A 23744-nucleotide genomic window follows, 5' to 3' on the forward strand; every position below is an offset into this window, starting at 1 on the left:
AAAATTCAGGCTATTCCGCAGAGAGAGAAATTATGCGCAAACGGTTTCGTCGGGCGGGGTGTTTCTCTATAATACCGCCCGTTTTCTGCTGTTGTGCCCCTTGAAGCGTCGCACGGCGCTCTGACGAGAGATTAAATGATGGAAATTCTGCGTGGTTCGCCCGCCCTGTCGGCATTTCGTGTAAACAAACTGCTGACCCGCTTTCAGGACGCTCACCTGCCGGTGAGTGACATTTACGCCGAGTACGTCCATTTTGCCGATGTCAGCGCACCGCTGAACGCTGATGAAAAAGCGCGCCTGCAGCGCCTGCTGAAATACGGTCCTTCTCTCGCCGAACATGCGCCGCAAGGCCGCCTGCTGCTGGTGACGCCGCGTCCCGGCACCATTTCGCCCTGGTCATCCAAAGCCACCGACATCGCGCACAACTGCGATCTGCCGCAGGTGCGCCGTCTGGAGCGCGGCCTGGCTTTCTACGTGCAGGCGCCGCAGCTGACCGACGCGCAGTGGCAGACGCTTCAGGCGCTGCTGCACGATCGTATGATGGAGACGGTCTTCAGCGATCTGTCGCAGGCGGAGGCGCTGTTCGCACACCACGAGCCGCAGCCGCTGAAAAGCATCGACGTGCTCAATAGCGGCCGTCAGGCGCTGGAAGAGGCTAACCGCACGCTGGGGCTGGCGCTGGCGGATGATGAAATCGACTACCTGCTGACGGCGTTCCAGCGTCTCGGGCGCAACCCGAACGATATCGAACTCTATATGTTCGCCCAGGCTAACTCCGAGCACTGCCGCCATAAAATTTTTAACGCCGACTGGATTATCGACGGTGAAAAGCAGCCGAAGTCGCTGTTTAAGATGATTAAAAACACCTTCGAGACCACGCCGGACCACGTGTTGTCAGCTTATAAAGACAACGCGGCGGTAATGGAAGGCTCGGAAGTAGGGCGCTTCTACGCCGACGCGCAAAAAGGCGAGTATGAGTACCATCAGGAAGCGGCGCATATCCTGATGAAGGTTGAAACCCATAACCATCCGACGGCGATCTCGCCGTGGCCCGGCGCGGCGACCGGCTCCGGCGGCGAAATCCGCGACGAAGGCGCAACCGGGCGCGGCGCGAAGCCGAAAGCTGGCCTGGTCGGCTTCTCGGTCTCGAACCTGCGTATTCCTGGCTTTGAGCAGCCCTGGGAAGAGGATTTCGGCAAGCCGGAGCGCATTGTCAGCGCGCTGGACATTATGACCGAAGGCCCGCTGGGCGGCGCAGCGTTCAATAATGAATTTGGCCGTCCGGCGCTGAACGGCTATTTCCGCACCTATGAAGAGCGGGTCAACAGCCACAACGGCGTCGAGCTGCGCGGCTACCACAAGCCGATCATGCTGGCGGGCGGCATCGGCAATATCCGCGCCGACCACGTGCAGAAAGGCGAGATTAGCCTGGGCGCGAAGCTGATCGTGCTGGGCGGCCCGGCAATGAATATCGGCCTGGGCGGCGGCGCGGCCTCTTCTATGGCATCAGGCCAGTCGGACGCCGATCTCGATTTCGCCTCCGTACAGCGCGACAACCCGGAAATGGAGCGCCGCTGTCAGGAGGTGATCGACCGCTGCTGGCAGATGGGCGAAGAGAACCCGATTCTGTTTATCCACGACGTCGGCGCGGGTGGCCTCTCCAACGCCATGCCGGAGCTGGTGAGCGACGGCGGCCGCGGCGGCCGTTTCAACCTGCGCGACATCCTTAACGACGAGCCGGGCATGAGCCCGCTGGAAGTGTGGTGCAACGAGTCGCAGGAGCGTTACGTGCTGGCGGTGGCGCCGGAGAAGCTGGCGCAGTTCGATGCGCTCTGTCAGCGTGAGCGCGCGCCTTACGCCGTGATCGGCGAGGCGACCGAAGAGCAGCACCTGAGCCTGAGCGACAGCCACTTCGGCAATACCCCTATCGATATGCCGCTGGACGTGCTGCTGGGCAAAACGCCGAAGATGACGCGCGACGTGGCGACGCAGCAGGCGAAAGGCGAGCCGCTGCTGCGCGACGGTATCACCCTGAGCGACGCGGTAAACCGCGTGCTGCACCTGCCAACCGTGGCGGAGAAAACTTTCCTCGTCACCATCGGCGACCGTAGCGTAACCGGCATGGTAGCGCGCGACCAGATGGTCGGTCCGTGGCAGATTCCGGTGGCGAACTGCGCGGTCACTACCGCCAGCCTCGACAGCTATCACGGTGAAGCCTTTGCGCTGGGCGAGCGCGCGCCGGTTGCGCTGCTCGACTTCGCCGCCTCTGGCCGTCTGGCAGTGGGCGAAGCGCTGACCAACCTGGCGGCGACGCAGATTGGCGATCTCAAGCGCGTGAAGCTCTCCGCTAACTGGATGGCGGCGGCAGGTCACCCGGGCGAAGATGCCGGCCTGTATGAAGCGGTCAAAGCGGTGGGCGAAGCGCTCTGTCCTGCGCTCGGCATTACGATTCCGGTGGGCAAAGACTCCATGTCGATGAAAACCCGCTGGCAGGAAGGCATTGAGCAGCGCGAAATGACCTCGCCGCTGTCGCTGGTGATCACCGCCTTCGCCCGCGTAGAGGATGTGCGCCGCACCGTGACGCCTGAGCTGCAGGCGGACGGCGAAAACCTGCTGCTGCTGATCGATCTCGGCAACGGCGCCAATACCCTGGGCGCGACCGCGCTTTCTCAGGTCTACCGTCAGCTGGGCGACAAGCCGGCCGACGTGCGCGACGCGCAGCAGCTGGCTGGCTTCTTCAAGGCGATTCAGACGCTGGTGGCGCAGCAGAAGCTGCTGGCCTACCACGATCGTTCAGACGGCGGTCTGCTGGTCACGCTGGCGGAAATGGCCTTTACCGGCCACTGCGGCATTGAGGTCGATATCGCCGCGCTGGGCAGCGACGCGCTGGCTGCGCTCTTTACCGAAGAGCTGGGCGCGGTGATCCAGATTAAAGCGGAAGACCGCGCGGCCGTGGAGAAAGTGCTGGCGGATTGCGGCCTCGCAGGCTGCAGCCACGCAATCGGCAGCGCGCAGCGCGGCGATCGCTTTGTGATTCGCTCTGGCGACAGCGCGATCTACAGCGAAAGCCGCACGACGCTGCGCACCTGGTGGGGCGAAACCAGCTGGCAGATGCAGCGCCTGCGCGACAACCCGATCTGTGCCGATCAGGAGCATGAGGCGCGCAAAGATGACAACGATCCTGGCCTGAACGTCTCTCTGACCTTTAACCCGGAAGAGGATGTCGCCGCACCGATGATTGCTACCGGCGCACGTCCGCGCGTCGCGGTGCTGCGCGAGCAGGGCGTTAACTCCCATGTCGAAATGGCGGCCGCGTTCCATCGCGCTGGCTTTACGGCGGTCGACGTGCATATGAGCGATCTGCTGGCGGGACGTCGCGATCTGGAGGCGTTCCAGGCGCTGGTGGCGTGCGGCGGCTTCTCCTACGGCGACGTGCTGGGCGCTGGCGAAGGCTGGGCGAAATCGATTCTGTTCAACAACCGCGTGCGCGATACCTTCGAGGAGTTCTTCCATCGTCCGCAGACGCTGGCGCTGGGGGTATGTAACGGCTGTCAGATGATGTCGAACCTGCGCGAGCTGATCCCTGGCAGCGAACTCTGGCCGCGCTTCGTGCGTAACCAGTCTGAGCGTTTCGAAGCGCGCTTCAGCCTGGTGGAAGTGGCTGCCAGCCCGTCGCTGCTGCTGGACGGCATGGCCGGTTCGCATATGCCGATTGCGGTCTCTCACGGCGAAGGCTTTGTCGAGGTGCGCGACGGCGCGCATCTGGCTGCGCTGGAGTCCAAAGGGCTGGTCGCGCTGCGCTTTATCGATAACTACGGCAAGGTGACTGAGAGCTATCCAGCTAACCCGAACGGCTCGCCTAACGGCATTACGGCGGTGACGAACGAAAGCGGCCGCGTCACCATTATGATGCCGCACCCGGAGCGCGTCTTCCGTACGGTAAGCAACTCCTGGCACCCGGCGGAGTGGGGCGAAGATAGCCCGTGGATGCGCATCTTCCGTAACGCGCGGAAACAACTGGGCTAAGCGAGATAAAAAGGAGACAGCGATGTCTCCTTTTTTTACCTGTTGGGAAATAGCGACAGGGTGCGCTCTCCGCTGTCTCTAAAAGGCGACATTTATCTCCCTGATTAATCAGGGAATGATTTCCCTGCCCTTTTACTGTTGGTTTTTAGCGACAGAAGAGCGCGTGCGGCGAGGAAGGGGGGCTGGCAACTCTCTGAAAAAGAATGTTATTTCTTTTTTGGCACGAAGTTTGCTAATATTAGCTCGTGGCTCATTCTCCTGTTTATGATTGCCCCGCACTGCGGTAGAGCTCATAAAAACTGAATGACGCACCAAACGGAGCCTGCCGTCCACCTGTTGATAATCGTTTGCTCTGCAACGTTTTCAAATATCGGGCGCAACGTTGAGTTAGGCTCCACCTTATTTTCAGGCGATGCTGCGGCGTCGCTCTCACGGCAGGCCGAAAGGCCTGCCGTTTTCATTTCCGCTCTATCTTCCACTAGCGGACTTCGCTAGCATTCACACAGCGTTTATTAAAGGAAGCGACCGCGTGAGAAGATGGCGTTTATTTCCCCGTTCGTTGCGCCAGCTGGTGCTAATGGCGTTTTTGCTGGTGCTGCTGCCGCTGCTGGTGCTCGCCTGGCAGGCCTGGGAAAGTTTGTCGGCGTTAAGCGATCAGGCCGCCGATACCAACCGCAATACCTTCACCGACGTGCGCCGCAGCGAAGCGATGGCACGTACCGCGCTGGAGCTGGAGCGCAGCTACCGCCAGTATTGCGTGCTGGGCGACGCCACCCTGGCGCGCCTCTATCAGACGCAGCGCGCACGTTACAGCCAGATACTTGACTCTCACGCCTCCAGCCTGCCCGCGCTGACCGCATTCCAGACGCTGCGTGCCATTCTGCCGCAGCTCACTCAACTCCAGTGCAGTAACGGCAACCCGGTCGCGGCCGCCTCGCAGGCGCTGGATCGCTTTTCCGCCGTTAACGCGCAGCTGGTGCAGGAGACGCGTGAAGTAGTATTCGCTCGCGGGCTGCAGCTGCAGCGCGAAATTGCCGATCGCGGCCAGTTTTTCGGCTGGCAGGCGCTTATCCTGTTTATCGTCAGCCTGGCGCTGGTGCTGCTCTTTACCCGCATGATTATCGGGCCGGTCAAAAGCGTCGAGCGCATGATCAACCGGCTCGGCGAAGGGCGCGAACTGGGCGCGACCGTGGCGTTCCGCGGCCCGCGCGAGCTGCGCTCCCTGGGCCAGCGCATCGTCTGGCTTAGCGAGCGGCTGGCCTGGCTGGAGACGCAGCGTCACGCGTTCCTGCGCCATCTCTCCCACGAGCTGAAGACGCCGCTCGCCAGCCTGCGCGAAGGCACGGAGCTGCTGGCGGATGAAGTGGTCGGTGCGCTGAACGACGATCAGAAAGAGGTGGTGGCGATTCTGGATACCAGCAGCCGCCATCTGCAGCGCCTGATTGAACAGCTGCTTGATTACAACCGTAAGCTGGTGGAGGAGCCGACGACGCTGGAAACGGTGGATATCGTTGAGCTGGTGGATATGGTGGTCAGCGCCCATGCGCTGCCGGCGCGCGCCAAGCTGATGCATGTGCAGCGCGATCTGCAGGTGAAAAGCTGCCTCGCGGAGCCAGAGCTGCTGATGCGCGTCATCGATAACTTATACTCTAACGCCGTGAACTATGGCGGCGAATCCGGTAGCATCTGGCTGCGCAGTCAGCTGCACGGCGACAAGGTGTGGATAGAGGTCGCCAACAGCGGCACGCCGATTCCTGAGAAAGAGCGCGAAATGATATTCGAACCCTTTTTCCAGGGGAGCCTGCAGCGCAAAGGGCCGATAAAAGGCAGCGGGCTGGGACTGAGCATCGCCAAAGACTGTCTGCGCCGCATGCAGGGGGATCTGCAGCTGATCGACAGCAAAGATGCCGACGTTTGTTTTCGTATTGTACTGAATCACACAGCCGGGACTCTCTGACAGATGAACATCCTCTTCGCCTCACTCTTAACCGCGCTGCTGAGCCTGTCGCTCAGCGGCTGCAGCGCCTCCCCGGCCGCTTCGTCCGCGCATCACGACGCCGTCGTCGCCGAGCCGGAGGTCAGGCTGCCCGATTATCTGGCGACCGACTGCGCCAGCGTCTGGCGCAATGAAAGCACCACGGCGACGGGCAATCCGCTCTACTGGCTGCGCGCCATCGACTGCGCCGAGCGCCTGTCGCCCGCAGAGGCGCGTGCCGAAGCGCATCGCTGGCCGGTAGAAGGCTGGGCGCGCGCCTTTAAAAACGGCATTCTGATGGCTAACGGCAACGTTACGCCGCTGGAGCGCCGCGATTACGTTGAGGCGCTGGATGCCTACAGCAGCCGCTTTCCCGGCGCGGTGCGCCCGCTGATCCAGCTGTGGCGCGGCAATCAGGTCGCGCAGCTCGAACTCAGCGAAACGCGCTCGCGCTTCGCGCATTTGCAGCAGAGCAGCGATGCGCAGCTCGACGCGCTGCGTCAGCAGCTGACCCAGATGCGCAACACCCTTAACGACACGCAGCATAAGCTGGAGCGCCTGACGGATATTGAGCGCCAGCTCTCTTCGCGCAAGACGCCAGATGTCACCGAGAGCGGCCATGCGCCGGAAACGTCGTCACATGAGGAGCCTTAATGGCCAGACAATCCGCACGTCTGCTGCTGGTAGATGACGATCCCAGCCTGCTGAAGCTGCTGGGCATGCGCCTTAGCAGCGAGGGCTACCAGGTCACGACCGCCGCCAGCGGGCCGGAAGCGCTGCGCCTGCTGCAGAAAGAGCCGATCGATCTCGTCATCAGCGATTTGCGTATGGACGAAATGGACGGGCTGGCGCTGTTCGGCGAAATCCAGAAGCGCAACGCCAGCCTGCCGGTGATTATTCTCACCGCGCACGGCTCGATACCCGACGCCGTCTCTGCCACGCAGCAGGGCGTCTTTAGCTTTCTGACCAAGCCGGTCGATCGCGATGCGCTCTATAAGGCGATCGACGACGCGCTGGCGCAGCGCGCCCCCGCCAGCGACGACCGCTGGCGCGAAGCGATCGTTACCCGCAGCCCGATCATGCTGCGGCTGCTGGAGCAGGCGCATATGGTGGCGCAGTCCGACGTCAGCGTCTTAATCAACGGCCAGAGCGGCAGCGGCAAAGAGGTGCTGGCGCAGGCGATCCACGCCGCCAGTCCGCGCGCGGGCAAACCTTTCGTCGCCATCAACTGCGGCGCGCTGCCGGAGCAGCTGCTGGAGTCGGAGCTGTTCGGACATGCGCGCGGCGCCTTTACCGGCGCGGTCAGCGCGCGCGAAGGGCTGTTCCAGGCGGCGGAGGGGGGCACGCTGTTTCTGGACGAGATCGGCGATATGCCGCCGTCGCTGCAGGTGAAACTGCTGCGCGTGCTGCAGGAGCGCAAAATCCGTCCGCTCGGCAGCAATCACGATATCGACATTAACGTGCGCATTATCTCCGCCACCCACCGCGATTTGCCGAAGGCGATGGAGAAGAAAGAGTTTCGCGAGGATCTCTTTTATCGCCTGAACGTGGTCAACCTTAAGCTGCCCGCGCTGCACGAGCGGACCGAAGATATTCCGCTGCTCGCCGCCCATTTGCTGCGCCAGGCGGCGGATCGACATAAGCCTTTTGTGCGCAGCTTCTCTGTAGATGCGATGAAGCGGCTGATGACGGCGAGCTGGCCGGGTAACGTGCGCCAACTGGTGAATGTGATCGAGCAGTGCGTGGCGCTGACCTCGTCGCCGGTGATCAGCGATGCGCTGGTCGAGCAGGCGCTCAGCGGCGAAAGCAGCGTGCTGCCGACCTTTGTCGAGGCGCGCAACCAGTTTGAGCTTAACTACCTGCGCAAGCTGCTGCAGATGACCAAAGGCAATGTCACCAACGCCGCCCGGCTGGCCGGGCGCAATCGCACCGAGTTTTATAAGCTGCTGTCCCGACATGAACTGGACGCCAGCGATTTTAAAGAGTAGCTTTCTGGCGCGATGAAGCGCCTGAGAGCGTCGACGAATGCCCCTGCGGGCGGGATGCGTTGCGGGCAACGCCCCTGTAGCCTGCGGCTGCGGGTCTATACTTACAGCACCCCATCCGGCCACGGAGGGAGTGAGAAAAGGGTCTGACATGAAAAAGATTGATGCGATTATCAAGCCATTCAAACTCGATGATGTGCGCGAAGCCTTAGCTGAAGTGGGCATTACCGGGATGACGGTTTCTGAAGTGAAAGGCTTTGGCCGTCAGAAAGGGCACACTGAGCTCTATCGCGGCGCGGAATATATGGTCGACTTTCTGCCCAAGGTGAAAATCGAAATGGTGGTGGGCGACGACATCGTCGACACCTGCGTGGAAACCATTATGAAAACCGCGCAGACCGGTAAAATCGGCGACGGTAAGATTTTTGTTTTCGACGTGTCGCGCGTGGTGCGTATTCGTACCGGCGAAGAGGACGAAGAGGCGATCTAATTTCTGCTGTAGCAGAGAGAGGGGAGCCAGTAAAAGGCCGCTTTATCAGCGGCCTTTTGTTTATGTCTGGCTAGAGTCCCTTATGTGGACCAAACACCTCATAGTGAATGCGTGAAGCGTCTACGCCCGCGTCGCGCAGCTGACCGGCAATAAACTGCATAAAGCCTACCGGCCCGCACAGCCAGAACTGGGTGCGCGCATCCTGCAGCCGCGCGATTTCAGCGGTCAAATCCATAACGCCCTCGGCATCGTAACGGCCCGCGTCAGCCGCCTCCGGCACGCGGTACCAGATGCGCTTCTTAACGTCGCGCAGGCGGGCGGCCGTCTCGGCCACTTCATCCGCAAAGGCGTGCTGCGCGCCGTTTTCCGTGGCGTGCAGCCAGGTCACCGGCGCGGCATGCTGCTGGTCAGCCAGCGCATGCAGCATCGCCAGCATCGGCGTCACGCCGACGCCCGCCGAGATCAGCGCCACCGGCGTATCCGTACTCACCGCCATAAAAACATCGCCGTGCGGCGCGGTTAACGCCAGTACATCGCCGACCTGCGCGTTGTCATGCAGCCAGCCGGAGACGGTGCCCTGCGCGTCGCGTTTCACCGCAATACGGTATGTTTCGCCGTTGCTGGCGTGAGTAAGCGAATACTGGCGGTTCTGCTGGAACTCAAAGCCGGCAGGGTGCAGATGCAGGGTAAGGTACTGACCCGGCTTAAAGGCCGCCACCGCGCCGCCATCGACCGGGGCCAGGGTAAAGCTTTTGATAACGGAACTCTGCGTCTCGATAGCGGCAATGCGGAAGGGGCGAGTGCCGCGCCAGCCTCCTTTTTGCTGCTCGGTCTCCTGATAAATCGCCTCTTCACGCTGGATAAAGACCTCCGCCAGCACGCCGTAAGCGCGGCCCCACGCCGCCAGCACCTCATCCCCTGGATTCAGCAGCGCTTTAATCGTCGCCAGCAGGTTCTCGCCAACGATGGCGTACTGTTCCGGCTTAATCGCCAGGCTGGCGTGCTTCTGCGCGATCTTTTCAACGGCGGGCAGCAGCGCCGCCAGATTATCGAGATTCGCGCCATAGGCGCAGATCGCGTTAAACAGCGCTTCTCGCTGGTTGCCGTTGCGCTGGTTGTTCATATTGAAGACGTTTTTGAGTTCGGGATGCTGCGTCAGCATGCGGTCATAAAAGTGAGCGGTAAGCTTCGGTCCGACGGCGGCAACGGCGGGGAGGGTAGATTTCACGGTAGCGATGGTTTGTGCATCAAGCATAGGAATACCTCTGGCGGCGTAAAGTTGCATTTTAAATACATGTTATGATCGCGCCCTGAAGGTTGTAAATAACCCGCCGCGAAATAAGGTGATTACGCTGGCAAGGTTTAGCGACAGGCTGAAAAAATTTGCGTCACAACCTGATGAAATATCGTGATAAGAAGAGGGGGACAAAAAGCGTAAAAAACCTTTGCCAGCGGCGAGCCAATCGTTTGCGTTGATTACGGAATTGGCGCTACCGTCACCCGGCAAAACGGTTTACACTGTTGGCCTTTGCTCCTAAGGGAGCCTAAACCGCCGTTAAAAAGTTAGCTGAGTCAGGAGATGCGGATGTTAAAGCGTGAAATGAACATTGCCGATTATGATGCCGAGTTGTGGCAGGCGATGGAGCAAGAAAAAGTGCGTCAGGAAGAGCACATTGAACTGATTGCTTCTGAAAACTACACCAGCCCACGTGTAATGCAGGCGCAAGGTTCACAGCTCACCAATAAATACGCGGAAGGGTATCCGGGAAAACGCTACTACGGCGGTTGTGAATATGTCGACATCGTTGAGCAGCTGGCGATCGATCGCGCTAAAGCGCTGTTCGGCGCTGACTTCGCCAACGTGCAGCCGCACTCCGGCTCGCAGGCTAACTTCGCCGTCTATACCGCGCTGCTGCAGCCGGGCGACACTATTCTGGGTATGAACCTGGCGCACGGCGGTCACCTGACTCACGGCTCGCCGGTCAACCTCTCCGGCAAACTCTATAACGTCGTGCCTTACGGCATCGATGAGAGCGGCAAAATCGACTACAACGAGCTGGCCGAGCTGGCGAAAACGCATCAGCCGAAAATGATCGTCGGTGGCTTCTCCGCCTATTCCGGCGTTTGTGACTGGGCGAAAATGCGCGAAATCGCTGACAGCGTTGGCGCTTACCTGTTCGTCGATATGGCGCACGTGGCTGGCCTGGTCGCCGCTGACGTTTATCCGACCCCGGTGCCGCACGCCCATATCGTCACCTCGACCACCCATAAAACCCTGGCGGGTCCGCGCGGCGGCCTGATCCTGGCGAAAGGCGGCGACGAAGATTTCTACAAGAAACTTAACTCTGCCGTCTTCCCTGGCGGACAGGGCGGTCCGCTGATGCACGTTATCGCGGGTAAAGCGGTCGCGTTTAAAGAGGCGATGGAGCCGGAGTTCAAGGCGTACCAGCAGCAGGTAGCGAAGAACGCTAAAGCGATGGTAGAAGTACTGATCGCGCGCGGCTACGACATCGTATCTGGCGGCACCCATAACCATCTGTTCCTGATTGACCTGGTCAGCAAGAACATGACCGGCAAAGAGGCGGACGCCGCGCTGGGCCGCGCCAACATCACCGTTAACAAAAACAGCGTGCCGAACGATCCGAAAAGCCCGTTCGTTACCTCTGGCGTGCGCATCGGTACGCCTGCGGTGACCCGTCGCGGCTTTAAAGAAGCGGACGTTCGCGAGCTGGCTGGCTGGATCGCCGACGTGCTGGACAATGTTAACGACGAAGCGACTATCGAACGCACCAAACAGAAAGTGCTGGAGATCTGCTCGCGTCTGCCGGTTTACGCATAAGCGTACGCCTGTGCGATCGTAAAAAAGGATGGCTTCGGCCATCCTTTTTTTTGCCGCTGCCAGGCTAAAATCGCGCGCACTTACTGATTATGGACGCTTGCTGCGGGAGGCAGAATGACTATCGGCTCGGCTAAATGGCTCGGTCTTGGCTATTTCACTTACTTTTTTTGCTACGGCATCTATCTGCCTTTCTGGGGCGTCTGGCTGAAAGATACCGGCCTCGACGCGGGAAAGATCGGCCTGCTGCTGGGCTGCGGCATGGTGGCGCGCTTCGTCGGCAGCCTGCTGATCGCCTCGCAGGTAAAGCATCCGGCGCAGCTGATTAACGCGCTGCGGCTGCTGGCGCTGATGACCGGCCTGTTCGCCGCCGGCTACTGGATAGGGCAGCAGTGGCTGTGGCTGCTCTTCGTGATGGTCGGTTTTAACCTCTTTTTCTCGCCGCTGGTGCCGCTCAGCGATGCGCTGGCCGCGACCTGGACGCAGCAGATTGGCCTGAAGTATGGGCCAGTGCGGCTGTGGGGATCGCTGGCGTTCGTTATCAGCTCTGCGCTGACCGGGCTGCTGGTGAATCACTGGTCATCGCAGGCGATTCTGGCGCTGCTCTCCGTCGGCCTGCTGGCGATGCTGGGCGGCATGCTGTTGCCGCCGCACACCCGGCCGCAGGGCGAAGAGCGCCACGGCGCGGCGAGCGGTGGCTGGCAGGCGTGGCGCGATCTGCTGCGTGAAAACAGCGTGTGGCGATTTATGCTGTGCGTCACGCTGATGCAGGGGGCGCACGCCGCCTATTACGGCTTCAGCGCTATCTGGTGGCAGCAGAGCGGCTACTCCGCGTCGGTGGTAGGCTATCTGTGGTCGCTGGGCGTAGTGGCGGAGATTGTGATTTTCGCGCTGAGCAATCGCCTGTTTCGCCGCTGGCGCGCGCGCGATCTGCTGCTGCTCTCCGGCCTCTGCGCGCTGGCGCGCTGGACGCTGCTGGGCGCGACCGTTGAGCTGCCCTGGCTTATTGTCGGGCAGATCCTGCACTGCGGCAGCTTTACCGTTTGCCATCTGGCGGCGATGCGCTTTATCGCCGCGCGCAGCGGCCCGGACGTTATTCGCCTGCAGTCGATCTATTCGGCGCTGGCGATGGGCGGCGGCATCGCGGTGATGACCATGATCTGCGGCGTGCTCTTTACCCATCTGCAGGGACATCTCTTCTGGGTGATGGCGCTGGTGGCGCTGCCCGCGCTCTTCCTGCGGCCGCGCGCGGTTTAAGCCTCCAGCAGCGCCCGAATACGCTGCTGCTGATGTTCGCTCAGCGGCAGCTCGGCGTGGATCAGCGGCGGCGAATAGAGCGGCAGCGAGGTGGCGTAAGGTGAAATCACCAGCGCGATCTCGCGCGGCGCGCCATCGCGCTGAAAGTCGCTCATCTCCTGATATTTGATATTTATCGGCAGCAGCGAAATTTCCCGAATCTGCTGCTCGAGCTGCTGCTCAAGCCGGGCGTTTTCGCCGGTCAGCAGCAGCACCTGCTTCTCCTGCAGCGCGTTCTCCTGCATCAGCCAGGCACCGAAGATGACCGCGATCAGGCTCACCTCCTCCTGACTGAAGCGCAGATCGTAAGCGGTTTCGAAATCGTTCAGCGCCTGCTGGGTGGTACGCAGCAGGCGCGGATAGAGCTTAGTCACGTCCAGCGCCACGCTGTTATCGATGCCGATGCCGAAATGGGAGCGATCCAGCGCCTGGGCCAGATGGGTATAGAGCTGCTCCGTCAGCTCCTGCGGCTCCTCGAAGCGCAGTTCAGCCAGCTGCTCGAAGTCGGCGACCAGCTGCCTGGTGGCCTGCATCAGCCGCTGGCTGCAGGGATGATCGAGCGAGTCAGGCGCTGGCGCGTGGATCAGGCTAAACAGCAGCGTCCAGAACTCCGCTTCACTGATATGCGGCGCCAGGTGACAGCGCTTTTGCCAGTGCAGAATGACGTCCATCGCCGCCTCGCGCTCATACTTTTGCTGCAGCCAGGCGAGCTGGCGCTCGTTGAACAGCGCGGGCTGGCGCTGCATCAGGCCATACTTCATAAAGATTTGCAGAAACAGGCGATCGCGCGCGCTGAAATCGCGGCAGAGCTTCAGGCTGCAGTGCTGGATCAGCGCCTGCAGATTGGTCTCGTCGTAGAGCGCTTTCTCTATTTTCATCACTTTCAGCCGCTGGCGCAGCGGCGCGGCGAAATGGTCGCGCACGAAGTTTTCCGACAAGCGCAGTCCGCGCCGCAGCCAGTGCAGCAGGCAAAGTCGCCGATCCAGCTCGGTGCCGTGAATGCGAAAGCTGCCGTCCACCATATGATGCAGTTCCAGCTGGTGATAACGCTGTATCTCATCCCTGACATCTTCGATATCCTGTCGGGCGACGACAGCATCAACCCCGTTCAGCTGACAGAGTTTTTCGAGCGTAAGTGCGGGAGTGGGCAGATACAATAGCAGCAGCAAATGACAACGACGCTGTGAACGGGTGAAGAGTGGTGCTGAAGAGGGAGCAGAACTCATCAGTCTGGATTCCAGCGGCCCGGTATTGCGCTAAGAATAGCCAATGGCAAAAAAGGCCGCGGCTTTCGCCGGGTTTTTTCTGCAATGCTTCAGCACGGGTCACAATTTTTTGCCATTCACAGGAGCTTTTTATCGGGTATGTCACTTTTTAACCTTACAAGAAGCGCGCTTTTTTCGTTACTGATGACGCTGAGCGCCGCCGGCTATGCACACCCGCACAGCTTTATCGACATGCAGACCGAACTGCTTGCCGACGGCGATACCCTGACCGGACTGAAAATGCGCTGGACGATGGATGAGATTACCTCGGCCGATCTGCTCTATGACGCAGGCGATGCGAAGCCCGGCAGCGAAACCTGGAAGAAGCTGGCGGCAGAAGTCATGGCGAACGTGCTGGGCCAGCACTACTTTTCCGAGGTCTGGCACAACGGCCAGCGCGTTAAGTTTCTTAATTTGCCGACCTCCTACGCGCTGTCGCGCAGCGGCGACAAAGCGGTGCTGACGTTTATTCTGCCGCTGGCGGAGCCGCCGCAGCTGGCCGGACAGCGCTTCGACATCCTGACGTTCGATCCCACCTATTTCGTCGATATGACCTATCGTGACGCCCACGCTCTGAGCCTGCCAGACTCGCTGCAGGCGCGCTGCCAGCTAGCGCTACAGACGCCAAAACCCGACAGTTCGCTGAAGCAGTACGCGCTGTCGCTGGATAAGGCTGACGCGCCGCCTGAGCAGATGGATCTGGGGCGTCAGTTTGCACAAAAGGTGACGCTGACATGTCGTTGATGCCTTCTTACCTTCGTGCGCGTCGCGCCTGGCCTCTGTGGCTGCTGGCCGCTGCGCTGGCGGCGGGCGCCTTTGCGCTGTGGCAGTACTGGCCACAGATTCTGCTGCAGAGCACCATCTGGCAGAGAGGGCTACATCAGCAGATGACCCAGCTGTTGCAGCAGGTTAAAACCGCGCCCGGCCAGGCTGGCGGCCTGCTGGTGCTGTTCAGCCTGGCGTATGGGGTTCTGCATGCGCTGGGGCCCGGCCACGGCAAAGTAGTGATCGCCACCTTTCTTGCCACCCATCCGACACGCCTTACTGTCACGCTCAGGCTGACGCTGCTGGCGTCGCTGCTGCAGGGCTGCGTCGCCATTCTGCTGGTGACGCTGATGCTGGTCGTGCTGCAAACCTCATCGCGTCAGCTGCATCTCAGCAGCTACTGGCTGGAGAAGGGCAGCTATTTGCTGGTGATCGGCCTCGGGATATGGATCGGCGTGCGGGCCATAAAGGCGCTGCGACGCCAGCTGCGGCCGCGCTCGCCGATGAAGATTCACGCCCTGCGCGCCGAACATCAGCACGACGCGCACTGCGGCTGCGGCCATGCGCATATGCCGAACGCGCAACAGGTCGCTGGCGCGGTCAGCGTTAAAACTCAGCTGCTGCTGGTGGCGTCGATGGGGCTGCGTCCCTGTTCGGGCGCGATCATGATGCTGCTGTTTTCGCGCGTTATTGGCGTTTATCTCTGGGGCGTGCTGTCGGCCGCGGTGATGGCGCTGGGCACGGCGTTAACCATTTCCGCCATCGGCCTGCTGGTGCAGCGCTCGCGGGCACTGGCGCAGCGGCTCGGCAGCGAAAGCCGCGCGGCCTCTGCGGCGGCGCTGGTGACGCCTCTGCTGGCGCTGCTTTGCAGCATGCTGCTGATCGCAGCGGGACTGGCGTTATGGCAAAGCGCTGCGCCGGGCATCGGCGGCGGCCTTCGCCCGTTCGGCTAGCCGTCGCACCGGGGACGCAAAAAATATTATCTTGCGTCCTTGATTTATTACGCTTTGCTTATCTCAAATTTTCACGCTTCGGTTATTGCAATATATTGCCGCTTGCTCTGGTGAAAATAGTTTTCTCGTCTACGCTAAATAACAACAACCAATTGTTATGTTCCTTTTTAATATTGATTATTTAACGTTGTCTGTTGCGAGGAGAACCACCATGCATGAAACCCGGATTAATAATAATGGCACAACAGAAACCATTACTGAAACGCACGCGGGGCTACCGTTAAAACGTATTTCCTGGAGCGCCGTATTCGCTGGCGTAATTGGCGCGCTGATCGTTCATATTTTACTGACGCTGCTCGGCACGGCGGTGGGTGCCACCACTGTCGATCCGCAACAGGAGCAAAATCCGCTGCAGCACCTGGGCACTGGCGCTTTAATCTGGACCGGCGTGAGCATGTTAATCGCGATGGCGGTGGGCAGCTATCTGGCGGGCCGTCTGGCGCAGCGTGAAGGCGCACTGCATGGTCTGCTGATGTTTGGCCTGAGCACCTTATTCACTATCTGGCTGGCCGTTTCTCTCGCCAGCAGCCTGATTGGCGGCGCGTTCAATATTATTGGCGCAGGCTTCCAGGCCGTGGGTAGCGGTATTTCTGCTGCGGCGCCTTCTGTAACCGATTATGCGAAACAGAAGCTGCAGGAGAATAATATTAACCTCGACGATTTGCAGAATGAACTGCAAACCACCCTGCGCCAGACCGGCAAACCTGAACTGCAGCCGGAAAATTTACAGCAGGACGTAAATAGCGAAGCGAATAACGCGGAAAACCAGGCGAAAAATACTGCGCAAAATCCGCAGAACGCCGATACGGATATTACTAACTGGATTAGCGGCGTGATGAATCGTCATGCTGATACGCTGCAGGCGGCTGACCGCGACGCGCTGAAAAATATCATCAAGGCGCGCACCGGTAAGAGCGATCAGGAAGTTGAACAGATCGTGAACCAGACCGAACAGAGCTATCAGAAAGCGATGCAGCAGTATCAACAGCTGAAGCAGCAGGCAGAACAGAAAGCGCGCGAAGCGGCTGAGCAGGCGGCTGCGGCCACCGCGAAAGCGAGCTGGTACGCCTTCTTTATGCTGCTGATTGAAGCGGTGCTGGCTGCGGTGATGGGACGCATTGGTCGTCGCACTCAACCCCGTCAGGTTCTGAGCCACGAACGTCGTTAAGATCGAGAGTTAGCGAATAAAAAGGCGGCTGAAAAGCCGCCTTTTTTATGCAAATATGCACGAATTCTGAAACGGGGGTGGCTTAAACCGAAGAGCAAAGCGTCCCGCGCCATGGACGGCGCGGGCCGAGCGGTCAGGGATGACTCAAGCGACTTTGCGATCGGTTTAAGCCACCCCCGTGGGCACGATATCTACCCGGAAAAAAGCGGCTGTAAGCCGCCTTTTTCATCTCAGCGCTTCAGCGCTTCGCTCAGCTCGTCACGCATGCTGGAGAGCAGCGATTTCACCACGCGCGGATTGCCCGCCACGATGTTGCCCGAATGCATATAACCATGGCCGCCGGTAAAGTCTGTCACCAGACCGCCCGCTTCGCGCACCAGCAGTTCGCCCGCTGCGAAATCCCACGGCTTCAGGCCGATTTCAAAGTAACCATCAACGCGGCCAGCGGCGACATAGGCCAGATCCAGCGCGGCAGAGCCGGTGCGGCGGAAGTCGGCGCACTGGGTAAAGAGTTTCGCAACCACGTTGATATAGGCTGGAGCGTGCTGCTTGGTTTTAAACGGAAAGCCAGTGGCGAGAATAGTGCCGTCGAGATCGCGTGCGTTGCTGCCGCGCAGACGGTAGCCGTTAAGCTGCGCACCCTGACCGCGCACGGCGGTAAAGAGTTCGTTACGCATGGGATCGTAAACCACGGCCACTTCGGTACGGCCTTTAATGCGTACGGCAATAGAAACAGAGAAGTGCGGCAGGCGTTTGATAAAGTTGGTAGTGCCATCCAGCGGATCGATAACCCATTGAATGTCCTGATCGTCGCCCGCCAGTTCGCCACTCTCTTCAGTAACGATGGAGTGCTGCGGGTAGGATTTGCGAATCACTTCGATAATCAGTCGTTCTGCATCACGGTCAACATTGGTAACAAAGTCGTTGCTGCCTTTCTGGCTGGCTTCGACCGCGTCCGGGGTTTCATAATTTTTGGCAATCAGGTTGCCGGCCTTGCGCGCAGCGCGCACGGCGATGTTGAGCATCGGATGCATCGGTATCTCTCACTGGATGTTAAAGAACGAGGAAAAACGGCGCGGATTATAGCAGCACGTTCTTTAAATGTCTCGACTTATGTTAGCATGCTGCCCATCATTTCCTCACTGACGCCAATCTATGCTGCAAAATATCCGAATCGTACTGGTGGAAACCTCTCACACCGGCAATATGGGCTCCGTGGCCCGCGCCATGAAAACCATGGGCTTAAGCAATCTCTATCTCGTCAACCCGCTGGTTAAGCCTGACTCGCAGGCAATCTCGCTAGCGGCGGGCGCCAGCGACGTTATCGGCGATGCGCAGATCGTCGACACGCTCGACGACGCCATTGCCGGCTGCAGCCTGGTGGTTGGCACCAGCGCCCGCTCACGCTCGCTGCCCTGGCCGATGCTGGACGCGCGCGAATGCGGAATAAAAAGCGTGGAAGAGGGCCAGCAGGCACCGGTTGCGCTGGTATTTGGCCGCGAACGCGTCGGGCTGACCAACGAAGAGCTGCAGAAATGTCACTACCACGTTGCCATTCAGGCGAACCCGGAATACAGCTCGCTTAATCTGGCGATGGCGGTGCAGATTATCGCCTACGAGGTGCGGATGGCGTGGCTGGCGGCGCAGGAAAAAGCGCAGCCCGCGCCGGTCTACGCCGAATCGCCTTACCCGCTGGTAGACGATCTGGAGCGCTTCTATCAGCATATGGAACAGATGATGCTGACCAGCGGCTTTATCCGCGAAGGCAACCCGGGACAGGTGATGAGCAAGCTGCGCCGCCTCTACACCCGCGCCCGCCCGGAGCGCGACGAGCTGAATATTCTGCGCGGCATGCTGGCCTCGTTTGAAAAGCGCAAAGGCGAAAAAGAGTAGTTGAGTAAATTACTCGGTTAAATAGTTGACCAAAATACTCGGGAATGTCAGACTTCGGCTATCTTTTGCTAATCCTCCGATAACCGGACGCTATTGAGGTAGTACGCTATGAGACTGACATCCAAAGGACGTTATGCCGTTACCGCGATGCTGGACGTTGCCCTGCATTCCCATGAGGGGCCGGTTCCGCTGGCTGATATTTCCGAGCGTCAGGGCATTTCGCTCTCCTATCTGGAGCAGTTATTCTCGCGTCTGCGTAAACATGGCCTGGTAGCCAGCGTGCGCGGTCCGGGCGGCGGCTATCTGCTGGGCAAAGAGTCGAGCGCCATCGCGGTAGGCGAAGTCATTACCGCCGTGGATGAATCTGTCGACGCCACCAAATGCCAGGGCAAAGAGGGTTGCCAGGGCGGCGAACGCTGCCTGACTCATGTGCTGTGGCGCGATCTTAGCGTGCGCATCAGCGACTTCCTGAATAACATCACGCTGGCTGAGCTGGTGAACAATCAGGAGATCCTCGACGTCGCCGACCGTCAGAATTCACAGGACAATCGTCGCTTCCAGAACAACCGCGTTCAGGAAATCAACGTCAATCTGCGCGCCTCCTGATCCCTCTTCTGTGCGGCCCTTACTGCTAACGCGGTCAGGGCCGAATCTGCTATAAAGACGTATGATTTTTGATACGGAGCTTTAGCGCAATGAAATTACCGATTTACCTGGATTACGCCGCAACCACGCCGGCCGATCCGCGTGTGGCCAGCAAAATGATGCAGTTCCTGACGCTGGACGGCACCTTTGGTAATCCGGCTTCGCGCTCGCACCGTTTCGGCTGGCAGGCGGAAGAGGCGGTGGACGTGGCGCGCAATCAGGTGGCGGAGCTGGTCAACGCCGATCCGCGTGAAATCATTTTCACCTCCGGCGCGACCGAATCGGACAACCTCGCGCTGAAAGGCGCCGCGCACGCCCGGCGCGCCCGTGGTCAGCATATCATCACCAGCCAGACCGAACATAAAGCGGTGCTCGACAGCTGCAAGCAGCTGGAAAGCGAGGGCTTTACGGTAACTTACCTGACGCCGCCCGCTAACGGCATTATTACCCCGGACGCCGTGCGCGCCGCGCTGCGCGACGACACCGTGCTGGTGTCGCTGATGCATGTGAATAATGAAATCGGGGTGATTCAGGATATCGCCGCCATCGGCGAGCTGTGCCGCGCACGCGATATTCTCTTCCACGTCGACGCCACCCAGAGCGTCGGCAAGCTGCCGATCGACCTGAGCGAGCTTAAGGTCGACCTGATGTCGTTCTCCGCCCACAAACTCTACGGCCCGAAAGGGATCGGTGCGCTCTATGTGCGCCGTAAGCCTAAAGTCGTTATTGACGCGCAGATGCACGGCGGCGGTCATGAGCGCGGCATGCGATCCGGCACGCTGCCGGTACACCAGATTGTGGGCATGGGCGAGGCTTTTCACCTTGCGCGCGAGGCGCAGGAGAGTGAGATGGCGCGCCTGGCGACGCTGCGCGCGCGTCTGTGGCAGGGGCTGAGCGCGCTGGATGGCGTACAGCTTAACGGCGATCTGGCGCAGAGCGCCCCCAATATTCTTAACGTCAGCTTCGCTGGCGTCGACGGCGAGTCGCTGATTATGGCGCTGAAAGATCTGGCGCTCTCCTCCGGCTCGGCCTGTACCTCTGCCAGCATGGAACCCTCCTATGTGCTGCGCGCCATCGGACTCGATGAAGCGCTGGCGCACAGTTCGCTGCGCTTTTCGCTCGGCCGCTTTACCACCGAAGAAGAGATTGACTACGCCGTTGCGCTGGTGCGGAAGGTCGTTCTTCGCCTGCGCGCGCCGGTGTCTGCCTCACGTTAACGTCTGCGCCGCCGTGCCGGAGAGATCCGGAAACGGCGCGCCTCCAGCTTGAACCGCTGGCGTCACCCGGCAATATCTGTTATCAGGTCTGACGTTTAACGGCTAAAGCCTGCGCTTCTGGCTGGATGATACTTATAACGCATATGGAGTTTCGCGATGACAACACAACCGATGAACATTACGCTGAGCCACCAGCCCGCTGATGCGCGCTGGGGCGAAAAAGCGATTCTGACCAGCAGCGACGACGGCATGACCATTCACCTGCACGGCGCGGATCAGCTCAATACTATCCAGCGCGCGGCGCGCAAGATCGACGGGCAGGGCATTCGCCACGTCGCGCTGAGCGGTGAAGGCTGGGATCTGGAGCCGTGTTGGGCGTTCTGGCAGGGCTATCGCAGTCCGAAAGGGCAGCGCAACGTGGACTGGCCGACGCTGAACGAGCAGGATCAGGCGGAGCTTGCCCGTCGTCTGCGCATTATTGACTGGGTGCGCGATACCATTAACCTGCCGGCAGAAGAGCTGGGCCCGGAAGATCTGGCGCACAGCGCCATCGACCTTATCAGAGAAGTTGGCGGCGAGGCGGTCAGCTACCGCGTCACGCGCGGCGACGATCTGCGCGAGCAGGGCTATCTCGGCCTGCACACCGTGGGACGCGGCTCCAGCCGTCCGCCGGTGCTGCTGGCGCTGGACTACAACCCGACCGGCGACGACAGCGCACCGGTCTACGCCTGTCTGGTTGGCAAAGGCATTACCTTCGATACCGGCGGCTACAGCCTGAAGCAAAGCGCCTTTATGGACTCGATGAAGTCCGATATGGGCGGCGCGGCGACCCTGACCGGTGCGCTGGCGCTGGCGATTTCTCGCGGCCTGAAGCAGCGCGTCAAGCTGTTCCTCTGCTGCGCCGACAATATGGTCAGCGGCAACGCGTTCCGCCTGGGCGATATCATTCGCTACCGCAACGGCAAATCGGTGGAGGTGATGAACACCGATGCAGAAGGTCGCCTGGTGCTGGCCGATGGCCTGATCGACGCCAGCGAGCAGCAGCCGACGCTGCTGATTGACGCCGCAACGCTGACCGGTGCGGCAAAAACCGCGCTCGGCAACGACTATCATGCGCTCTTTACCTTCGACGACGTGCTGGCGCAGTCGCTGATGGGCAGCGCCACCAGCGAGAACGAGCCGTTCTGGCGTCTGCCGCTGGCGGAGTTCCACCGCAACCACCTGCCGTCTAATTTCGCCGACCTGAATAATATCGCCAGCGCGGCCCATTCAGCGGGCGCAAGCAGCGCGGCGGCGTTCCTGTCGCACTTCGTCACCCGCTATCAGGAGGGCTGGCTGCACATCGACTGCTCGGCCACCTACCGCAAAGGCGCGGTGGATCAGTGGTCGGCAGGCGCAACCGGGATTGGCGTGCGTACCCTGGCAAATCTGCTGCTCAAGTAAAGGATCCGGCGACGGCCCTGACCGTCGCCTTAGCAAGAAAGGCAAAACATGAACCGTCTTGAAGAGGTGCTGAAGCTGGCGGCGACCGAGCCAGCGCACCGTCCGGAGTTTTTTCAGCTGTTGCTGGCCGCTGACGTCTGGGTGCCAGGCGAAAGCACCGAGACGCAGTTCGCGGCGGATACGCCGGTCGATCTGCAGCACTGGGAAAAAGAGGATGGCCGCAGCGTCATTCCGTTTTTTACCTCGCAGGAGGCGATGAGCGAAGCGATTAAGGGCGAGCAGGCTTATCTGCGTCTGCCGGTGCGCACGCTGTTTGAGATGACGCGCGGCGAAACGCTGTTCCTCAACCCCAAACTGCCTGCCGGCAAAGAGTTCTCGCCGGCGGAGATCGCCCATCTGCTAGGCGAAGAGGGCGACGCCCTGAGCCAGCAAACCGTGCTGGAGGGAGGCCACGCGCTGCTGCTGTCGGAGGTGGCGACCCCCCCGGCGCAGATGATCGACTCGCTGACGCAGCTGTTCAGCAAATATAAACAGGTGCGCCGCGCCTTTATCGCCAGCATTCGCGAACGAGCGGACGAACAGCCAAATCTGCTGATCGGCATTGAGGCGGAAAGCGATATTGAGGCGATTATCCAGGCGGCGGGCAGCGTTGCGACCGATACGCTGCCGGACGACGCGCCCATCGATATCTGTGAAGTGGTGGCGGACGAGAAGGGCATCAGCCACTTTTTCACCGCCCACATCACGCCTTTTTATGAACGTCGCTGGGGCAGTTTTCTGCGTGACTTCAAAGGCAGCACGCGCATTATCTGAATCGGGTGCGGCGTAGTGCCGCACCTTGCTGCTACTTCTCGATCGGCAGATCGTTCCGGCTGCCCCATTCGCCCCATGAGCCGTCATAGAGCGTAACGTCGCGTGCGCCCAGCACCGTCAGCGCCAGAATCACCACCACGGCGGTCACCCCTGACCCGCAGCTTGCCACCACCGGCTCATCCAGCTTTACGCCCGCTCGGGCGAAAACAGCGCGCAGTTCCGCTTCCGGCTTCAGGGCGCCGTTCGCCACCAGATCGTTCCAGGGCACGTTCAGGCTGCGGGGAATATGGCCGCGATGCAGGCCAGGGCGCGGCTCATCGACCTCGGCGTTGAAGCGGTTAGCCGCGCGCGCGTCGACGATCTGCGCGCCGCCTTCATGGCTGATCAGCAGCACATCGGTCAGGCGTCTGACCTGCGCCTCGTCGAACGTCGCCTCGAACTCTCCCTCCGGCAGCGCAACCTGTCCGGTCGCCAGCGGCAGGCCCGCCGCTTTCCAGCCCTGCAGGCCGCCCGCCAGAATCGACACCTGCTCAACGCCGAACGTGCGCAGCATCCACCAGGCGCGCGGCGCAGAGAAAAGGTTGCCCTCGTCGTAAACCACCAGATGTTTGTCGCTGTTGATGCCCAGCTCGCGCATCGCCACGGCGAAGCGCTCGGCGCGCGGCATCATATGCGGATAAGGACTGGTGTGGTCTGAAAGCGCTTCAATATCGAAAAAAGGCGCGCCCGGCAGATGGCCCGCCAGATACTCCGCCGTGATATTGCGCACGGCCTCCTGGCCCGGCGGCAGCATGCGGGCGTCCAGCACCTGCACGTTCTCGTCGGCGTAGTGTTCATTTAACCAGTCAGCGGAGACAAATATGGCTGTCATAGCAACCTCTTCTTATCGTCAGGAAAAGCACAGTGTCAGGGAA

19 protein-coding genes are annotated in these 23744 nt (G+C 60.5%); 15 read left to right on the forward strand and 4 right to left on the reverse strand.

The features are described from left to right. Positions 1 to 135: 135 nt before the first annotated feature. The 5 genes from purL to glnB all read left to right on the forward strand — a co-directional run bounded on the left by purL (position 136) and on the right by glnB (position 8476). On the forward strand, positions 136 to 4026 hold the full coding sequence (purL, locus tag MHZ97_RS12300) for a phosphoribosylformylglycinamidine synthase (RefSeq protein WP_103794374.1): 3891 nt from the start codon (positions 136 to 138) through the stop codon (positions 4024 to 4026). Positions 4027 to 4555: 529 nt separating this feature from the next. Continuing rightward, positions 4556 to 5983 (forward strand): HAMP domain-containing sensor histidine kinase, encoded by a 1428-nt coding sequence (locus MHZ97_RS12305; protein ID WP_239314768.1) that lies wholly within the window; start codon positions 4556 to 4558, stop codon positions 5981 to 5983. Positions 5984 to 5986: 3 nt separating this feature from the next. Then, positions 5987 to 6655: a two-component system QseEF-associated lipoprotein QseG gene (qseG, locus tag MHZ97_RS12310; protein WP_239314767.1), complete on the forward strand. Its 669-nt coding sequence runs from the start codon at positions 5987 to 5989 to the stop codon at positions 6653 to 6655. Continuing rightward, positions 6655 to 7989, forward strand: coding sequence for a two-component system response regulator GlrR (gene glrR / locus MHZ97_RS12315; protein WP_103794372.1), 1335 nt, complete (start codon positions 6655 to 6657; stop codon positions 7987 to 7989). The genes qseG and glrR overlap by 1 nt, the downstream gene beginning before the upstream one ends. Before the next feature lie 148 nt (positions 7990 to 8137). Beyond that, positions 8138 to 8476, forward strand: a complete 339-nt coding sequence (glnB, locus tag MHZ97_RS12320) for a nitrogen regulatory protein P-II (protein WP_033753971.1) — start codon at positions 8138 to 8140, stop codon at positions 8474 to 8476. A 70-nt stretch (positions 8477 to 8546) separates the two neighbouring features. Here glnB and hmpA read toward each other — a convergent pair whose 3' ends face one another. Then, entirely contained in the window at positions 8547 to 9731 is a 1185-nt protein-coding gene (gene hmpA / locus MHZ97_RS12325) for an NO-inducible flavohemoprotein (protein ID WP_239314766.1), read from the reverse strand. A gap of 330 nt (positions 9732 to 10061) precedes the next feature. Here hmpA and glyA point away from each other — a divergent pair, with 330 nt between their 5' ends. Then, positions 10062 to 11315 carry a serine hydroxymethyltransferase gene (glyA, locus tag MHZ97_RS12330; RefSeq protein ID WP_239314765.1) on the forward strand — a complete coding sequence of 418 codons (1254 nt, stop codon included), beginning with the start codon at positions 10062 to 10064 and terminating at the stop codon, positions 11313 to 11315. A 114-nt stretch (positions 11316 to 11429) separates the two neighbouring features. Further along, positions 11430 to 12569, forward strand: a complete 1140-nt coding sequence (locus tag MHZ97_RS12335; RefSeq protein ID WP_239314764.1) for a 3-phenylpropionate MFS transporter — start codon at positions 11430 to 11432, stop codon at positions 12567 to 12569. Here MHZ97_RS12335 and csiE read toward each other — a convergent pair. Beyond that, the gene (csiE, locus tag MHZ97_RS12340; protein ID WP_239314763.1) at positions 12566 to 13834 is read right to left on the reverse strand and encodes a stationary phase inducible protein CsiE; all 1269 of its coding nucleotides are present in this window, start codon (positions 13832 to 13834) and stop codon (positions 12566 to 12568) included. The genes MHZ97_RS12335 and csiE overlap by 4 nt on opposite strands. A 138-nt stretch (positions 13835 to 13972) precedes the next feature. Here csiE and MHZ97_RS12345 point away from each other — a divergent pair, with 138 nt between their 5' ends. From MHZ97_RS12345 to MHZ97_RS12355, 3 genes are all read left to right on the forward strand, one after another. Next, entirely contained in the window at positions 13973 to 14617 is a 645-nt protein-coding gene (locus tag MHZ97_RS12345) for a DUF1007 family protein (protein WP_103794367.1), read from the forward strand. Then, complete coding sequence (locus tag MHZ97_RS12350; protein ID WP_239314762.1) at positions 14608 to 15591, forward strand: nickel/cobalt transporter; 984 nt, start codon at positions 14608 to 14610, stop codon at positions 15589 to 15591. Before MHZ97_RS12345 ends, MHZ97_RS12350 begins: the two co-directional genes overlap by 10 nt. A 211-nt stretch (positions 15592 to 15802) precedes the next feature. Further along, positions 15803 to 16819, forward strand: coding sequence for a hypothetical protein (locus MHZ97_RS12355; protein WP_103794365.1), 1017 nt, complete (start codon positions 15803 to 15805; stop codon positions 16817 to 16819). Positions 16820 to 17049: 230 nt separating this feature from the next. Here MHZ97_RS12355 and suhB read toward each other — a convergent pair whose 3' ends face one another. Further along, positions 17050 to 17853: an inositol-1-monophosphatase gene (gene suhB, locus MHZ97_RS12360; RefSeq protein WP_103794364.1), complete on the reverse strand. Its 804-nt coding sequence runs from the start codon at positions 17851 to 17853 to the stop codon at positions 17050 to 17052. Positions 17854 to 17974: 121 nt separating this feature from the next. Between suhB and trmJ the strand changes: the two genes are divergently transcribed. From trmJ to sseB, 5 genes are all read left to right on the forward strand, one after another. Beyond that, positions 17975 to 18712, forward strand: a complete 738-nt coding sequence (gene trmJ, locus MHZ97_RS12365) for a tRNA (cytosine(32)/uridine(32)-2'-O)-methyltransferase TrmJ (protein WP_239314761.1) — start codon at positions 17975 to 17977, stop codon at positions 18710 to 18712. Positions 18713 to 18820: 108 nt separating this feature from the next. Next, positions 18821 to 19318, forward strand: a complete 498-nt coding sequence (gene iscR, locus MHZ97_RS12370) for a Fe-S cluster assembly transcriptional regulator IscR (RefSeq protein WP_103794363.1) — start codon at positions 18821 to 18823, stop codon at positions 19316 to 19318. 89 nt (positions 19319 to 19407) lie between these two features. Beyond that, on the forward strand, positions 19408 to 20574 hold the full coding sequence (locus MHZ97_RS12375; RefSeq protein WP_103794362.1) for an IscS subfamily cysteine desulfurase: 1167 nt from the start codon (positions 19408 to 19410) through the stop codon (positions 20572 to 20574). A gap of 156 nt (positions 20575 to 20730) precedes the next feature. Beyond that, positions 20731 to 22017, forward strand: a complete 1287-nt coding sequence (pepB, locus tag MHZ97_RS12380) for an aminopeptidase PepB (RefSeq protein WP_239314760.1) — start codon at positions 20731 to 20733, stop codon at positions 22015 to 22017. A gap of 48 nt (positions 22018 to 22065) precedes the next feature. Beyond that, on the forward strand, positions 22066 to 22830 hold the full coding sequence (sseB, locus tag MHZ97_RS12385) for an enhanced serine sensitivity protein SseB (protein WP_239314759.1): 765 nt from the start codon (positions 22066 to 22068) through the stop codon (positions 22828 to 22830). 31 nt (positions 22831 to 22861) lie between these two features. Here the strand turns inward: sseB and sseA are convergent, their stop codons facing one another. Beyond that, on the reverse strand, positions 22862 to 23701 hold the full coding sequence (sseA, locus tag MHZ97_RS12390; RefSeq protein ID WP_103794359.1) for a 3-mercaptopyruvate sulfurtransferase: 840 nt from the start codon (positions 23699 to 23701) through the stop codon (positions 22862 to 22864). Positions 23702 to 23744 lie beyond the last annotated feature (43 nt).

This window comes from Pantoea sp. ACRSC, from assembly GCF_022346785.1.
Classification (GTDB): domain Bacteria; phylum Pseudomonadota; class Gammaproteobacteria; order Enterobacterales; family Enterobacteriaceae; genus Pantoea; species Pantoea alvi.

What these genes read in the sequence shown, in the direction of transcription:
- MHZ97_RS12375 (WP_103794362.1), top strand. Translation starts at nt 19,408, where the DNA reads ATGAAATTACCGATTTACCTGGATTACGCCGCAACCACGCCGGCCGAT.
- suhB (WP_103794364.1), bottom strand. Translation starts at nt 17,853, where the DNA reads ATGCATCCGATGCTCAACATCGCCGTGCGCGCTGCGCGCAAGGCCGGC.
- glrR (WP_103794372.1), top strand. Translation starts at nt 6,655, where the DNA reads ATGGCCAGACAATCCGCACGTCTGCTGCTGGTAGATGACGATCCCAGC.
- glnB (WP_033753971.1), top strand. Translation starts at nt 8,138, where the DNA reads ATGAAAAAGATTGATGCGATTATCAAGCCATTCAAACTCGATGATGTG.
- MHZ97_RS12335 (WP_239314764.1), top strand. Translation starts at nt 11,430, where the DNA reads ATGACTATCGGCTCGGCTAAATGGCTCGGTCTTGGCTATTTCACTTAC.
- hmpA (WP_239314766.1), bottom strand. Translation starts at nt 9,731, where the DNA reads ATGCTTGATGCACAAACCATCGCTACCGTGAAATCTACCCTCCCCGCC.
- pepB (WP_239314760.1), top strand. Translation starts at nt 20,731, where the DNA reads ATGACAACACAACCGATGAACATTACGCTGAGCCACCAGCCCGCTGAT.
- csiE (WP_239314763.1), bottom strand. Translation starts at nt 13,834, where the DNA reads ATGAGTTCTGCTCCCTCTTCAGCACCACTCTTCACCCGTTCACAGCGT.
- purL (WP_103794374.1), top strand. Translation starts at nt 136, where the DNA reads ATGATGGAAATTCTGCGTGGTTCGCCCGCCCTGTCGGCATTTCGTGTA.
- sseA (WP_103794359.1), bottom strand. Translation starts at nt 23,701, where the DNA reads ATGACAGCCATATTTGTCTCCGCTGACTGGTTAAATGAACACTACGCC.
- iscR (WP_103794363.1), top strand. Translation starts at nt 18,821, where the DNA reads ATGAGACTGACATCCAAAGGACGTTATGCCGTTACCGCGATGCTGGAC.
- glyA (WP_239314765.1), top strand. Translation starts at nt 10,062, where the DNA reads ATGTTAAAGCGTGAAATGAACATTGCCGATTATGATGCCGAGTTGTGG.
- qseG (WP_239314767.1), top strand. Translation starts at nt 5,987, where the DNA reads ATGAACATCCTCTTCGCCTCACTCTTAACCGCGCTGCTGAGCCTGTCG.
- trmJ (WP_239314761.1), top strand. Translation starts at nt 17,975, where the DNA reads ATGCTGCAAAATATCCGAATCGTACTGGTGGAAACCTCTCACACCGGC.
- sseB (WP_239314759.1), top strand. Translation starts at nt 22,066, where the DNA reads ATGAACCGTCTTGAAGAGGTGCTGAAGCTGGCGGCGACCGAGCCAGCG.
- MHZ97_RS12345 (WP_103794367.1), top strand. Translation starts at nt 13,973, where the DNA reads ATGTCACTTTTTAACCTTACAAGAAGCGCGCTTTTTTCGTTACTGATG.
- MHZ97_RS12350 (WP_239314762.1), top strand. Translation starts at nt 14,608, where the DNA reads ATGTCGTTGATGCCTTCTTACCTTCGTGCGCGTCGCGCCTGGCCTCTG.
- MHZ97_RS12355 (WP_103794365.1), top strand. Translation starts at nt 15,803, where the DNA reads ATGCATGAAACCCGGATTAATAATAATGGCACAACAGAAACCATTACT.